Source organism: Verrucomicrobiia bacterium (assembly GCA_019634625.1).
In the GTDB taxonomy this organism is placed as follows: domain Bacteria; phylum Verrucomicrobiota; class Verrucomicrobiia; order Limisphaerales; family CAIMTB01; genus CAIMTB01.
The window spans coordinates 1-14228 of the sequence record JAHCBA010000010.1; the positions used below are offsets into that span (position 1 = coordinate 1).

Annotated in this window: 7 protein-coding genes; 2 read left to right on the plus strand and 5 right to left on the minus strand. The window is 68.4% G+C overall.

Annotation, left to right across the window (positions count from 1 at the left end; translation table 11 throughout):
• The first annotated feature begins 260 nt into the window (after positions 1 to 260).
• Positions 261 to 971 carry a hypothetical protein gene (locus tag KF833_07875; protein MBX3745215.1) on the plus strand — a complete coding sequence of 237 codons (711 nt, stop codon included), beginning with the start codon at positions 261 to 263 and terminating at the stop codon, positions 969 to 971.
• 163 nt (positions 972 to 1134) lie between these two features.
• On the opposite strand, the gene rsfS is transcribed toward KF833_07875, so the two are convergent.
• The 4 genes from rsfS to KF833_07895 form a co-directional block, all read right to left on the minus strand.
• Positions 1135 to 1551: a ribosome silencing factor gene (rsfS, locus tag KF833_07880; protein ID MBX3745216.1), complete on the minus strand. Its 417-nt coding sequence runs from the start codon at positions 1549 to 1551 to the stop codon at positions 1135 to 1137.
• Positions 1552 to 1609: 58 nt separating this feature from the next.
• The gene (locus KF833_07885; protein ID MBX3745217.1) at positions 1610 to 3151 is read right to left on the minus strand and encodes a hypothetical protein; all 1542 of its coding nucleotides are present in this window, start codon (positions 3149 to 3151) and stop codon (positions 1610 to 1612) included.
• A complete protein-coding gene (locus KF833_07890) occupies positions 3148 to 4854 on the minus strand; it encodes a hypothetical protein (GenBank protein MBX3745218.1) in 1707 nt (568 codons plus the stop codon). Before KF833_07890 ends, KF833_07885 begins: the two co-directional genes overlap by 4 nt.
• Before the next feature lie 150 nt (positions 4855 to 5004).
• On the minus strand, positions 5005 to 5832 hold the full coding sequence (locus KF833_07895) for a hypothetical protein (GenBank protein ID MBX3745219.1): 828 nt from the start codon (positions 5830 to 5832) through the stop codon (positions 5005 to 5007).
• A gap of 426 nt (positions 5833 to 6258) precedes the next feature.
• Here KF833_07895 and KF833_07900 point away from each other — a divergent pair, with 426 nt between their 5' ends.
• Entirely contained in the window at positions 6259 to 6570 is a 312-nt protein-coding gene (locus KF833_07900) for an FAD-dependent oxidoreductase (protein ID MBX3745220.1), read from the plus strand.
• A 65-nt stretch (positions 6571 to 6635) separates the two neighbouring features.
• Here KF833_07900 and KF833_07905 read toward each other — a convergent pair whose 3' ends face one another.
• A complete protein-coding gene (locus KF833_07905) occupies positions 6636 to 14195 on the minus strand; it encodes a lamin tail domain-containing protein (protein MBX3745221.1) in 7560 nt (2519 codons plus the stop codon).
• Positions 14196 to 14228 lie beyond the last annotated feature (33 nt).

The following is a 14228-nucleotide window of genomic DNA, read 5'->3' on the forward strand; positions in this document are numbered from 1 at the left end:
ACCTCCCCCCCTTTCCACTCCACGCCACTCCCCGCCCCATCCCCTCCCCGAAATGGACGGTACCTCCGTGCATACGCACGCCGTTTCCGTCCATTTGCCCAACCCTTCCGCCCAGCTTCCCTACCCTCCCGGCATTTCGCCCCCCCCTTTTCCACTCCACGCCACTTCAGGAGAATCCCTCGCTCAGGATTCAGGCCCAACGTGACCGGGACTCGCCGAACCCTCCCCTCCCGGGCCATCGTTCCCACGGTCGCCATCCCATGACCTCCGTTGCCACCTCCACTTCGTTGCCCCCGCTCCTGATCCTCTCCACCGGCCCCGGGGAACCGGCCTGGAACATGGCTCTCGACGAGGCTCTCCTCGTCACCGCCGCCCCACGCCAGAGCCCGCTGCTGCGCTTCTACGGCTGGACCGGGCCAGCCGCCACCTTCGGCTACTCCCAGCGCCTGGCCGACATCGAACGCCAAACCTTGCTCCGCCCACTCCTCCGCCGTCCCACTGGCGGCGGACTGGTCCCCCACGACTGCGATTGGACCTACAGCTTCACCGTGCCGCCCGCCCATCCCTGGTACGAACTGTCGGCCCTCGAAAGCTACCGCTCCGTCCACGCCTGGATCGTCGAGGCCCTCGGCACCTTGGGAGTCTCCGCCGAACTCGCCCAGGTCGCCCGATGCGTCGCCCCCGGACAGTGCTTCGCCGGTCACGAACGCTTCGATGTCCTTTGGGGCGGACGCAAGATCGCCGGAGCCGCCCAGCGACGGAACCGCCTCGGCCTCCTCATCCAGGGTTCTCTCCAGCCGCCACCCCGCCTCGATCGCGCGGACTGGGAATCTGCCATGACCCACACCGCCCCGCCGGCCTTCTTCCCATCCACCGCCCCGGCTCCAGCCACGCCACCCGAAGCGGCAGCCCTCGCCTCCGAACTGGTCGCCGGGAAATACGCCCAGGCCGCCTACCACGCCCGCCGTTGATCTCGATGCCCTGCAAATGCCCGGGCCGCGGCACGGAGCGCAGACGGTCACGCCCGCGAGGACCCCAACCAGACACCACGCGGACAGGGATGTCGGCGCTCCGAACAAACCCGCACCTACCGTCTTCCGCCCCGGAAGTGCGGGCCGTTCCCGGGAACTCGCGTCACGCCGCCTTCTTCTTCGTCGCCCGCGGGGTCGCCTTCTTCGCCGGGACCTTCTTCACCGCCGCCTTCCGCGCCGTCACCCGGACCCGGGGCGCGTCATTCCAAAGCCCCTCGAGGTCGTAATGTTCCCGCACATCCGGCTTCATCACGTGCACCATCACGTCCACGTAATCCAGCACCACCCACCCGCTGTGCCAGGTCCCGTCCACCGCCAGCGGGCAGAGCCCCTCGTCCCGCTTGAGCTTCAGCTCGACCTCCTCCACCACCGCGCGCAGGTGCGGCTCACTGGTCCCCGAACCGATTACCATGTAGTCCGTCACCCCCGGCAGCTTCCGGAGATCCAGAATCACCAGGTTCTCCGCCTTCTTGTCGTCCGCCAACTCCCGGCACCGCAGCGCCAACGCCTTCGAATCCATGTTTTCCCGCAAGGTGTGAAACCCGGCCCCCAAGGGGAAGCCGATTCTACGGCCCCTTTCACTTCAACGCCCCCGGCAACCGTTCCACCACCGCCTGCGCGGCCCGCAGCACCGCCGTGTTGGCCGCCGGGTCCAACCGTTCGCCGCATCGGAACTCCGGCAGCGTCTCCCAGGCGCCCGGAAGCAGGCAGTGATCCCCGTTCACCAGAATCCCCAGGAACAACCCCGTCCGCGTGAACGCCAGGTCCCCTTTCCGCGGCGCGAAGTCCCCCATCCAGCGCCGAAACGTCGAGCGCTCCATCTGCACGTAACCCGGCGAATTCGGCACCAATCGGAACTGGCACTCCCCGTAATTCGTCCCCCCGCCCCCGATCACCACCGCCTCGCCGAATTCTGACGGGTCCCCCACCGCCTCGTACACCCGCACGCCGAGCGCCGCTGGCACCGCCGGATCCACCGGGATCATCACAATCCGCGGATCCCTCGCCAACAGGGCGAACCCGGGCAACCCCGCAACGGCCCCGCCCCGTGTCACCTCGGCCGAGAATCCCGTCCAGGTCGCCTCCGGAGGCCAGAGCCGCAGCGGAATCGCATCGACATGCACCAGCCCGTACACCCGCTCCCCCTCCCGCACGAACACCATCCCCGTCTCGCGCCGCCTCACCACCTCCTGCCCGAACCCGCCCCGGGTGGTGCCCGCCACCGCCAGTTCCACGCGGTTGGACAGGAACTCGCCATAGATGGCGTTGGCCGGCAGACGGACCTGCCGCTCGATCTGTTCCCGCAGGGCCCCCGCCTGCTCGGTGTGCCGCTCGATCTCCGTCCGGATCGCGCTCGACTGCTCGCTGATGACCGTGATGTTGGTCGCCAGCCTCGATGTGGTCTCCAGCAGCTCCGCCCTTTCACGCCCCACCGTGGCCAGTTGCTCGTTCAGGTTGGTCGCCAGCATCCGCGCCGCGCGCGCCTCGACCTCGGTCTGCCGCAACTCCATTGCCAGCGCCCGCTTCTCCTCGTTCAACGCCTCCCGCGTCTCGTCCAGCACCGCCATCCGCCTCCGCATCGCCTCCGCCTCCTGCCGCTGCCGCGCCAGATCCTCCTCCATCGTCCGCAGCCGCGCCGTCGCCTCGGCAGCCTCCCGGGTCGAATCCGTCAGCCGCTCCCGGAGCGTGTCCGTGTTGCGCTGCGTCACCTCGAACGCCTGGTGCAACGCCTGCACGCTCGCCAGGGCCTCGCTCTGCCGCTGCTCCAGCCGCAGCCGCTCCTCCGCCAGTCGCCGCGCCTCCGTCTCCGATGCCTCCAGCCGCCCCCGCACCTCCGACAGGTTCCGCTCCCGCTCCTCGATCACCTTCCGGCGCTGCTCCAGCTCCGCCTGCGTCGCCGTCAACGCCTGGCTCAACACCCCCCGACGCTCCCGCTCCGACTCCAGGGCCATCTCGAGCGTCGTCAGCATGTTGCTCATCGCCGGCGCCGACACCGCCGGCCGCGTTTCCCCCGGCGCTGCCGCAGCACCCGCCACCGGGGCCGGGGCATCGAACTCCACAAACGACAGCAGCGTCAGGATCAGGAAGTCGCAGATGACCAGCAGCACCGACCGGTTCATGGATCCTTCCTCTCCGCCGACTCGAGAATCAGTTGCTGCCGGTACGGCCGTACATGCATCACCTTCAAAACGAAACAGAAGAGGATCCCGAACAGCGTGGAGGAGTACGACGCCATCAGGCTGATCTCGTCCATTCCCGTCAGCCGCATCACCAGCGCCAGCACGCTCCCCCCGATCCCGATGTACAGCGGCGCATCGAACATCGCCTCCTCGTTGTCCAGCAGCCGCAACTTCGTCCCACCCTCCTCCAACCGCCGCCGGATATGCCGCAACCGCCCCAGCGCCACAAAATAAATGGCAAGCTGGATCACGAAGAACGCCACCAGCATCGCAAGCACCTTCTCGTTCATGACGGCTGTCGTGACCTGGGGGATGTCGAGCCGCAACCGGGCCTGGAAGACGGGCGCCACGGACGATGCCCCAGGTTCCAACGGCACCGATTTCAGCACGAGCAACCCCTCGCTCGCGAGGAAAAGCAGCACCGCCCCCGCCCCCGTCACCGCCAGCAGCCGCCCGATGGCCGGACGCGGCTCAAACTGACGGCTCGCCTCGTTCAACCCCAGCCGCCGCCCATGCCACAGGCCAAGCACCAGCAAGAACAACCCGTCCAGCCAGAGCAGATACTTGGCGGCCAGCGAGAAGCCTGGCGCCCGCAGCGCCGACCTTCCAAGCCATTCTGAAACCCCTTCCAACCGCAGCGCCTTCAGCACCCGACCCCGCATCCCCGCCTCGCGCACCCGTTGCTCCCGCTCCAGCAGCGCCCCCAGTGCCCCACGCCCCAGTGCCACCGCCTGCCCAAGATCCGACAACCCTGCCGCTCCGTGCCGGTCCAGATACGACGCCACCGCCCGTGCCCCGCCCTCCAGCACCACCGCCGAAAACAACCGGCCCCATGCCGGCCCGTCGTGCCCCGCCACCCCGACCAGCACGCCCAGACTCCGCAGATCTTCACAACGCTCCATCAACGTTGCCAACCGCTCCCAATCCATCATCCGCGCCGCGGCCAGCAACTCCAGCATCCCCGCCTCGATCCGCACGCTGTCCCCCCGGCGCAACGCCGCCATCGCCTCCCGCTCCAGTTCCAGCATCAGCACCGGGTGAATCCGGCCCGACTCCACCAGCACCCCCGCCATCAGCAGCGCCGCCTCGAACGGCTGGCCCGAAGCCGAATGCACCGGGGGCAGCAACCGGGTCTCCTCCAATCCCCGGCAGGCCAGCAACGCGCCGGTCACCGGATGCGCACTTGCGCCCAGCGCGTGCCGCAGCACCTCCCGGATCTCCTCCGGCACCAGCCAGTCCAACACCGTCGGCGCACGCCCCTGTCCCCCCGCCACCCTGTCGCCCACCGTCCCGTCCAGCCATGAGTTCGGTCCGCCCCACCGCGCCAGCCGTGAATCCCCATCGAAGCGCCATCCCACCACCGCCAATCGCGCCTCCACCTCCGCCGACGGCCCGGCCGCCTCATACATCCACCGCGCCGGTCCCAGACGCCCCGCCGCCATCGCCCGGTCCGCCTCCTCGATCAGCGTCGGCGTCCCCCGGCTCGCCGCCACCAGAACGTCCCGATCCACCGTCCGCACCTGCACCGGAATCAGCGCCCCCAACGCCAGCAACAGGCATCCGGCCGCCAGCATCCCCGCCGCCTTCCACCGATCATTCCCCGTGGCCGCTGCCGACCGACCGCGGAGAAACGGATTCTTCATCCACTCATGCATCGATGCGCCGCAGGACAGACTTCCGCCATGCCCCAACGCGGTGCCCCATCCTCCCCATTCCCATCCCCCGGCTCAACAAGCATCACCACCCGCCCTCCGCCCTCAGCCCTCCGCCCTCAGCCCTCCGCCCTCACGCCCTCACGGCCCGCCCAGCCACAGCGTCGGAGTCTCCCCGTACCGGGCCAGTTCCTCCTCGCTCTCCACCGCCAGTTCGTCCGGGAAATACACTTTCACCGCGGTGAACCGGTCCTCCCGCCAGTGGTCCTCTCTCAACAACCAGTTCCTCACATACCCCGCCACCGACTGACGGCACGCCTCCCGGACCAGCGCAATATGGAGCGGGTCGCCCGCCCGCTCCGACAGCGTCGCCGTCAGTTCGCGCTCCAAGGCCTCGAGGTGGCCGCTCTTGTCGAATCGTGCCCAACCGCTCTCGGCCCGCTTCTCCATGCCGTCGGTATGGATCGCGGGCGGAAGACTCGGCCGGATCGGCGGTGCCAGCACCACGCACACCTGGTCCCGTACCGCCAGCTTCCACGGATCCGATAGCCTCACATGATACCGGAACGTCACCGGAACCCGGATCTCCGCCAGCGTGGTCCCGAGATACACCCAGTCCCATGCCACCCGGCGCGCGTCCCGTCGCGTGATCGTCTCCTCGCTCCGTGACGTCGCCAGCTCGAGTATGTCCCCCTGATTGCGGCTGACCTCCGGGATCCCCTTCCGGAACGTGTGTGTGATCGTCCCCGTCTGGAACCGCTCGGCAATCCCCGGCGCGTTCGTCACCACATACCGCACCAGGTCCACGCCCCCGTCCGCCACCTGCCGCGCCTCCGACAACGTCCGCAAATACGCCACCAGCGCCAGACATCCCAGCGCGATCGCCGTCGCCGCAAGAAGCGCCACCACCCAGGGAAAGCGCGGATGGGCAGGCTCGATGCGGCTTCGGATCGGGACCGGAGGTTCCATGACTCGGATGACGAACGCTGGACCGTACCGGGCAACCCCCATCTCCGCAATCGCCCGCAAGCCGGGAAGCCGGGAAGCAGTGCATCCCGGAGTTGTCGGTAGAGGTGCGAATTCCGCCAGGAGGCGCTTCGGAGGGCCGGGTTCCACGAGGCCGCAACGGTGTGGAGCGCTGGATTGAGGACTCGCGGAGCTCGTCCCTCCGATTCGCTGCATCCTCACCCACAACTCCGGGATGCGCCCCCCCGATTCCCACCTTTACCCCCTCGTCGCGGCAAGCGACGCTGCCGCAACGAAGCCCACAACGTGGATGGTTCCTCCCGCGAGGTTCCGTGCCCTGCCAGGCATCCCCGTCACGACCTTCCTTCCCTGCCAAAACCATGATTCTCCTTCCGGTCCCTCCTCCCACGACGTCATGAGTGCGGCAATCTGCTGGTCTGCTGTGCGGTCTCCTCCTCCCACATCGCCTACGGTTCCGTCCGCATGGAACCCGTCTTCATGATCCTTGGCCAGTCCGCCGCCACCGCCGCCCTCCTCGCCCTCTCCCACCAGGTGCCCTTGCACGACCTGAACCCCGGCGTGCTGCGATCCCGCCTCGAAGCGGACGGACAACGATTATCCATCGATCTCGACCGGTTCCCGCCCCGCCCCGCACTGCCTGGCACGCCGCTCTTCCGGGACCGACACGAGTCGGAACCCCTCATCGAGCCCCCAGCGCGAGCGGCCGCGCATCGGCCCTGAATTCGCACCTCACTGCTCTAAGAGCCTGTCTGAAAACTGGAAGGGGCCCTGTTTTCAGACAGGCTCTAAGGCCCGCCCAGTCCAACCACCCGGTAAAACCGGCCTGCCACCAGCCCTTCCGGATCGATCCACGAGGCCGACGACCCGGTGGCGGTCACCGGGCTTCCCAGATTGCTCCACGCCCCTCCCAGCGACGCCGCAAACTGCACCTGGTAAACGCCCCCGGCCCGTGCGCTCCACTCGATCCGCACCCCAGCCGTTCCCGCGTCGATCGCCGTGAAGCGGATGGTCTCAACCGCCCCACCGGCATTGAGCCGGCCCGGGGTCGGCTGGTTGAAACGGACCACCGAGCCCACCGCGCCGTCCGGCATCAACCCCTCGCTGACGTCCCGCTCCTGGGGCCCGAAATCGACATGGTCAATCAGCGTCCCCCCCGGCGAGTACAACGACAGGCTTTCACCGTCCCCGCTCAAAGCGAAGTCCACGTGGAGATCCCGTCCGGGCGCGTTCTGCTCCGGCTGCCCGTCCGCCCAGACCAGCATCACCGCACCCGGCGCCAGGATGAACCCGGGCGGAATCACCGACTTGGTCGGGTTGTTCGGGTTGTCGGTGACCGAGTAGCCCGTCAGGTCCACCGGCGCGCTCCCGGCATTGTAGAGTTCGAACCAGTCGTCGAACGCCCCGTCGGCGGGGTCGGCAATCGTGCTGCTGTTGCGCGCCATCCACTCGTTGAACACCACCCGCACGGGCAGCGAAGTGGGATCGTTCGGCGCCCCCGGCGTCGGGATCTCGAACACCCGCCGCTCCGACCACGCACCATCCGGGAATGATCCGACGGACCGTCCCGCCCCCACTCCCGCGTAGTGAACGAAATCCACCGCCGCCGGAAGCCCGTTGTGACTCCGCGACAGCACCACCGAACCCGCGCCCGGCGTCAGCGCAAACGACGCGCGCCAGCCGGCAGGTCCCGTCGCCTGGCCGTCCGCCCACACCACCCGGAATTCCCCGGCTCCCAGACTGGCCCCCGCCGGAAACGCCCAGCGCCCCGGAGCCGTGGGATCGTTCGAGAGGAACCATCCCGCGAGACTCACCGCCTCGGCCCCCGCATTGTAAATCTCGATCCAGGGAGAACTCCCGGTTCCAGCCACCGGCTGCGGCAACACCTCGTTGATCCACACCTCCGGAAACGGCGGCAGCGTCGCCGCCATCGAACTGGGCGCTCCAGGGGTCGCAAACGCAATGGGCCGTTCCCGCGCATCGACCACCGTCTGCACCCCGCCTCCGTCCAGCCGGACGGTCAGATCCCCACCATCCCGACCCGCCAGATACCAGAAGCTCAGCGTGTAGAACTGCCCCTCCACCACCGGCACTGCCAGGGTCTGTCGCACCGACGCCGCGGCATTGAAACCGTCCGCCCCCGCCACCAACCGCAGGCTCGACCCGCCCGATCGACTCACGCCCGTGTCGATGAACGACCCCGCCACCGCCGGATCGGCCGACCAATGCGGCGCCAGGGCCTCCTCGAAGCCGCCGTTCGTCACCAGCTCCGTTCCCACCCGCGGCACCATTCCCGCCACCAGCGAAAGATCATCCACATGCACCGCTCCGGGGCTGCCCATCGAGATCCGCACTTCAGAGGAGCGCGCCCGGTCGGTCACAGAAACAAACCGCCACACCGCATGCCCGTGCCCGTCGGCGTCCACCGCCCCCCAGTTCGACGGCCTGCGATTGTCCTGGGCGGGATCGATGACCTGCAGCGATCCACCCATTCCCCGGGCCCGGAACGGCCACGGAAGGCGGTTCCCATAGGTCACCTCATCGACCAGGATCCACGGATTCGCCGGAGTCCCCGGCCGCAGCAGCCGCAGCGTTTCGCCCGCATTGTCCAGCCTCCCCGGAAACGCCCCCAGCACCGGCACGGCGTTCCCATGTTCCCGCACGAAAATCGTCGGGTCCTTGACCAGCACCCGGTAGGCCCCCGGCGGCAGCGCCGTCCCGCCCGGGAACGTGTAGTTCACCCCGTCGAGAAACCACCCCGACAGGTCAAAGGTGGTCCGCTCGGAGCGGTTCAGAATCTCGACAAACTCGGCGTCGGGATCCAGCGGCTCGTACATGATCTCGGTGATCCGCACAAAGTCCTCCGGCGCCTCGTCCGCCCCCGTGAACTCGACATCCACCGCCTCCAACGCCCCGCTCACCCGCTGCCCGTGGCGGTTCAGCCCTTCGAGCACCAGACGGTTCGCCCCCGCCCGCAGCGGAACACTCAACGTCCAGTTCGTCCGCGTCGTCCACACCGGCTGATACGCCGCGCCGTTCACCGAAATGGTCCGCACTTCGATCGGGGCGGTGCCTGTCAGGGTCAGGACATTGCTGTCCGAGGTGACTGTTCCCTCGCCGTCGATGGACCACGGCGCCGTGTTGGTGGCCAGCACGCCGGCGAGATAGAGCCTGCGATTGGCGATCCACGACTTCACCGGCGCCGGCGAGGCGGCGTCCAGCCCGTGCGCCTGGAGGGCCTCGTGGTTGGCGTCCATCAGCGGGTCCGCCACCCCCGATGCCAGGGCGCCCCGCACCGCCTCCGCAAACAACTGCAGATACACGCGGCCAAAATGCGGATGACGGTACAGCCGCGTCATCACCGGATCGTCGGCCACGAAGATCTCCGTCGTCTCCCCGTCGCTCCCTCCCCCCAGGGAGAAGTCCAGATCCCACAACAGCAGGTTCCAACGCCCGCCCGGCGGGAGATACGCGAAGGTGTTCTTCCCACGCCGGTACCCGTAACCGTCCCAGTCCCCGACCACCCGGCGGGTCACAATCGGCCCAAGCCACCCGTCGAGGTCCAGCGTCTCCTCCACCCGGCGGTCATACCCCTCGCCATCCGGAAGGTTCAGCACCTCGACCAGGTTGAGGAAACTCGAGTAGTCGTCGTCGAGGCCCCGGTTCGACTTGCGTTCCCAGTTCCACCGGTACCGGGTCTGGGTGAGTTCGCCCTGCCGCGTCGGATACGCCTCGAGCCGGGCGTCCCGGTTGAACTCGCGCTCCACCGCCGTGTTGAACTCGAACCAGTCGTCGATCTTGTAGATCTCCCCGCGGTCGGCCTCCGGAAACCAGCTCGACATGTACTCGCCGTTGGGCTGCTGCGAATCGGTGTACACCAGCCCCCGCCGGACGCCGTTCACATAGACCTGGATGTAGCGCGTGTGGCTGAACGGCACCCCGAGCTGCTCCCCAATCCAGAACGACATCCTCTCCCGCTGGAGGGTCGGGTCCCGACCCGGCTGTTCGAGCCAGTCCAGATTGAACTCATCGGATCCCAGCAACCGGTCATCCGAGGGCGTGGTCCAGATGTACCCGCACAACGATCCCATCGGGCCCGTGTAGTTCGGCCGGATGAACGGACTGCCCCGGTACCGCGCCCCGGCGTTGTAAATGGCCCGGTGGTTCCCGTACACGATCGTCCCGTCCAACGCCTCGTTGCTCATGTATTCCCGCTGCGCCCAGGTGTCCGTGTTCGCCTGGGTCATCCACAAACGGTACGTCCCGAAACTCCCCGCCGGCGTGGCGTCCCCAAACCGTACCAGGCACGCCCCCGCCTGCGGGTCCGCCGGAAAGGTCGCCGTCGCCGCCAGCGTGGCGCCATCCGTCGCTTCCACCCAGAACGCCACCAGCACCCCCTCCGCCTGCCCCGGAATCGTCGCCGTATAGATGCCGTCCCCGGCCACCCGGTCCCCGTTCCGCCCGTCGTCCCGCATCGGCAGTTCCTGCACGCTCACCGACGGATCGAACCGATACCGCAGACGCACCGAACCGACGCCGTCCGGATCGTGCACCCGCGCCGTCACCCGCACCGGTTCCATCGCCGCGGGCAGCACCGGGGCGTGAGCCACCTCGTACACCGCCGGTCCGGCGTTGCTCACCCGACGGCTGTTGGGCTCCCCCGGCGTGCCCAGGTGACGCGGGATCGGCAGCTCGACCACGCCCTCGAGGTAGTTCCCCTTCAATCGCATCAGCAGCTCGGGATGCCCCCGCAGCCAGCGCACGTCGGCCCGGATCCGGGCCGTGCTGTTCTCGGTCAGGGAACTGCCCCGCAGCACCGTCTTGATCCGGTTCGCCCCGTTGTCGCCGCCCGCGCTCGCCCGCAGATGCAGGCTTCGCGGACTCTGGTATCCGCCCGTCCCCAGGCCCGAGGCGACATGATTGCCCTGGGAAATCCATCCGTTGAGACCGCCCTCGAAGCCCGGATTCACCACCAGGTTCGCCCCGCCGGGGTCCACCACCTGCACGTTGTCGATCAGACACTCCCCGGCCCGCAACAGCATGATCTGCAGTTCCGACGGCACCCCGACGCCCAGCTCCAGCACCCCCGTGACATCCAGCGTCGTCCACTCGCTCTTGCCCGTCTCGTCGCTGTCCGCCCAGTTGGCCGCCAGCCGGCTGTCCGCACGCAGATCGATCAGCTCCATGCTGCTCCCCCCGCCGTCCGACCACCGCCCCCATCGCCCTCCGTCGCGGTACGTCACCTCCTCCACGACAACGTACAGAAAGTTGGTCACCACCGCCCCGCTGGCATCGGTCCCAAGTACCGGCTCCGGTCGCGCCAACGCCACCCGCTCACCCCGGTTGCTCAGGTTGCCCCCGAAATTCCCGGTCACCCGGTCCGCCGGCAGATCCGGATACGCCTCCCGCATGTACGACACATCCTTCGCCACCACGAAATACCCCCCCGGTGGCACCACCGCATCCTCCTGAAACACAAACGAAATCCCGTCCACGAACCGCCAGTCCCGAAGATTCACCGGCTCGCTCCCCCGGTTGTGCAACTCCACATACTGTCCCGGCTCCCCGACCGGCGGATGGTACATGAACTCGCTGAACACAATCGGCCCGAGCCACGCCGGCGCGTTGCCCGCCCCCGGTGTCGGTCGCTCCAGGGGTCGCCAGACGTCCGCCCCATCCGGGGCCCTGCCGCTCGACAGGCCGCGCATCTGCGCCCCGAACCGCACCGCGTCCACCACCCGCGCCCCGTCCGGCCGGATCAGAAACAGATCCTCCCCCGCCGACGTCAGCCCGAACCCCAGCGCCGCCCGGTCCCACGCCACCACCCCGCCCGGCTCGAGGATCGTCCCTGCCGGAATCACAAACCGCGCCCGCGCCGGATCGTCGGTCAGAATGCCCCCCGACAGGTCCACCGGCACCTCGCCCCGATGGTACAGCTCGATGAAGTCCACCATGTCCTCCCCCGGATGTGCCAGCGCCTCGTTGATCACCACGCCGCGCCACGGATCCCGCCCGATGAACTCCCGAGCCCCCGGCGATCCACCCCGAAACTCGCTCGGCCCCCAGGCCCGCGCATCGCCCTCCCCGTAACTCGGCCGCGCCAGCACCAGCGAATGCCCAGCCCCGTCCGCCTCCACCGGCCACGGCGGCTGATCGGAATACCCGACATTCAGCAGCAGCGCCCCCGCTCGATTCCGCAATTGCACCGTCCCCGAATCCCGCGGCAACCGCCCGCTCCACGGCCCCAACACCCCTTCCAGCCCGTACTCCGCCGCCACGTCCCCGGGCGCCTGTGCCACCACCAGAAAGTCCCCCGCACCCAGTCGCGTCCCCGGCGGAAACGCATACCGCACCGAACCCTCGATCCGGAATCCCCCAAGGTCCGCAAACACCGAGTCCGCATTGAACACCTCCACGTACTCCAGCACCCGCCCGTCCTCCCGCGCCGCCGGATGATACATGATCTCGCTGATCACCAGTCCCGTCGAACGGCTCGATGGACCCAGCGGCTCGATCCTCCCCGGCAAGGCCCCCTCAGGCGTCCCCTCCTCCACATCCCCAAGATCCCGGAACGACGCCCGTGCCACCGCCTGCGTTGAACGGCTCCCCACAAACACCCCGAGATACACCGCGTTCGACATCCCGATCCCCACCCGACCCAGGGAACTCCAATCCAGCCCGTCGTAACTGGCATACCCCGTGAAGTTCGTCCCCTGACGCCGCAACCGCAGCCACGTCTCCGGATAGTTCACCGGGAAGGCACCGCTCGCCTGCACCACCGCCCCCGTCATGCCCCGCCACGCAAACTGGCTGCCCGCCAGGCTCGGCGTGGACAGCGCCGCCGCAAACGGACTGTTGGTCGCCAGACTCTGCCGCACCATCAACCCCGCCTGACTGAACAGCGTCGTCAGCTCCAGCGATTCGATCCGCACCCGCACGTCGAAATCCCCCGTCCGCACCTGCTGGCTGAAATGGACGTGATCGTTCGTGCCCCACAACCCCGCCCCGTCGGCTGCAATGTTCAATCCGCCCGGCACCGGCTCGATCATCGTCGGCAAGGCCAGCCGCCCAATGGTCACCGGCGACAACCGCAATACGGTGAACGCCAGCCGGGTGTCCGGCGCAATCGCGTTGGGCGTCGCCGCCCGGTCCGTCACGCCGTTGACGGTCAACGTGTACGTCGCGTCCGCCTCCAGCGGGGACGTCGTCAGAATCACCTCGTCGTCCCCGCTCCCCCATCGCACCGCACTCACCACCGCTCCCCCGTCGAGCGCGTAGTTCCCGCCGACCAGCGCCGTCGCTTCCCGCACCGGTTCGCTGAAGCGCACCACCACCTCGGTGGACGACGCATTGTACACCGTGACCAGCGTCGGCGGCGTCGTGTCGGCCGTCACCCTCAGCACCGCCTCCTCCGAAACCAGAAAACCCAGCGCGTTCACCAGCGTCACCCGGTACCGCGCCCCGTCATCCGTCATGGCCACCCGCCCCAGCGTCAGGGCCGGCCCCGTCCCACCCGGCACGGGCGTCCCGTTGCGCTGCCACTGGTACCCCAGCGGATCCGTGTTGCGCACCTCGACCCGGAACGTCGCCGGACTCCCCTCGGCCACCGTCAGGCTGGCCGGCTGGCGCGTGATCTCGGGCGGATACAGCGGCGTTTCGAAGGGCACGAAGTTCACCGCCGGAATCGGCTCCTCGATCCCACCCAGCGGAAGCTGCCAACGGACCGAGAGATGATCCGACCCGCCCCCCTCCTTCATCAGCGCTTCAATGTAGTAGTTCCGACCCGCCTCCAGCCGCACCGGCGCCGATTGCTGGCCCGGCTGGCTGAACCATGCCCGGAACCCCGTGGCCGCGTTCACCCGCGCAATCACCCGCTTGCCCGAGGGATGTTCGTCCGGACTCAGGTACAGCACCGAATGATCGTCGCTCGCAATCCAGAACACGTAGTCCCCGCTCTGCGGCGGCCGCACAAAACCCCGGATCCGCTGCCCGTAGTTGTCCCCGATGTTCTGCCCCGTCTCGAACGCCACCGTCAGCACGTCCCGAAAGGTCGGCCGGTCCGGAAAATTCGGCGAACCCGTCAGGTCCGCCACGCTGTTGCCCGGGATCCCCGAGTAAAACTCGCGAGACAACCCCGTCGCTTGCGCGTGCACCGTCGGGGAACCCGCGGCCAGGGCTGTCAGGGCGAGAATCCACACTCCCAATCGGAGCGGGCGGACGTTGAAAAAGGGCTTCATCACGGGTCCAAGGTTGATGCCGTCGCGCGCCATCGCGTCGTCGGGGAATCGCGGCCAACGTGCCAGCGCCGGCAGATCGATGAAAGCCAAAAGACCACAGTTGCGGGCCATTTGGGGTTGTTCGATTCCGCCGCCTCCCCTAAG

Bases quoted from the DNA above. Each gene is read 5' to 3' on its own strand.
- KF833_07875 (MBX3745215.1), top strand. From the start codon at position 261: ATGACCTCCGTTGCCACCTCCACTTCGTTGCCCCCGCTCCTGATCCTC.
- rsfS (MBX3745216.1), bottom strand. From the start codon at position 1,551: ATGGATTCGAAGGCGTTGGCGCTGCGGTGCCGGGAGTTGGCGGACGAC.
- KF833_07885 (MBX3745217.1), bottom strand. From the start codon at position 3,151: ATGAACCGGTCGGTGCTGCTGGTCATCTGCGACTTCCTGATCCTGACG.
- KF833_07890 (MBX3745218.1), bottom strand. From the start codon at position 4,854: ATGAAGAATCCGTTTCTCCGCGGTCGGTCGGCAGCGGCCACGGGGAAT.
- KF833_07895 (MBX3745219.1), bottom strand. From the start codon at position 5,832: ATGGAACCTCCGGTCCCGATCCGAAGCCGCATCGAGCCTGCCCATCCG.
- KF833_07905 (MBX3745221.1), bottom strand. From the start codon at position 14,195: ATGGCCCGCAACTGTGGTCTTTTGGCTTTCATCGATCTGCCGGCGCTG.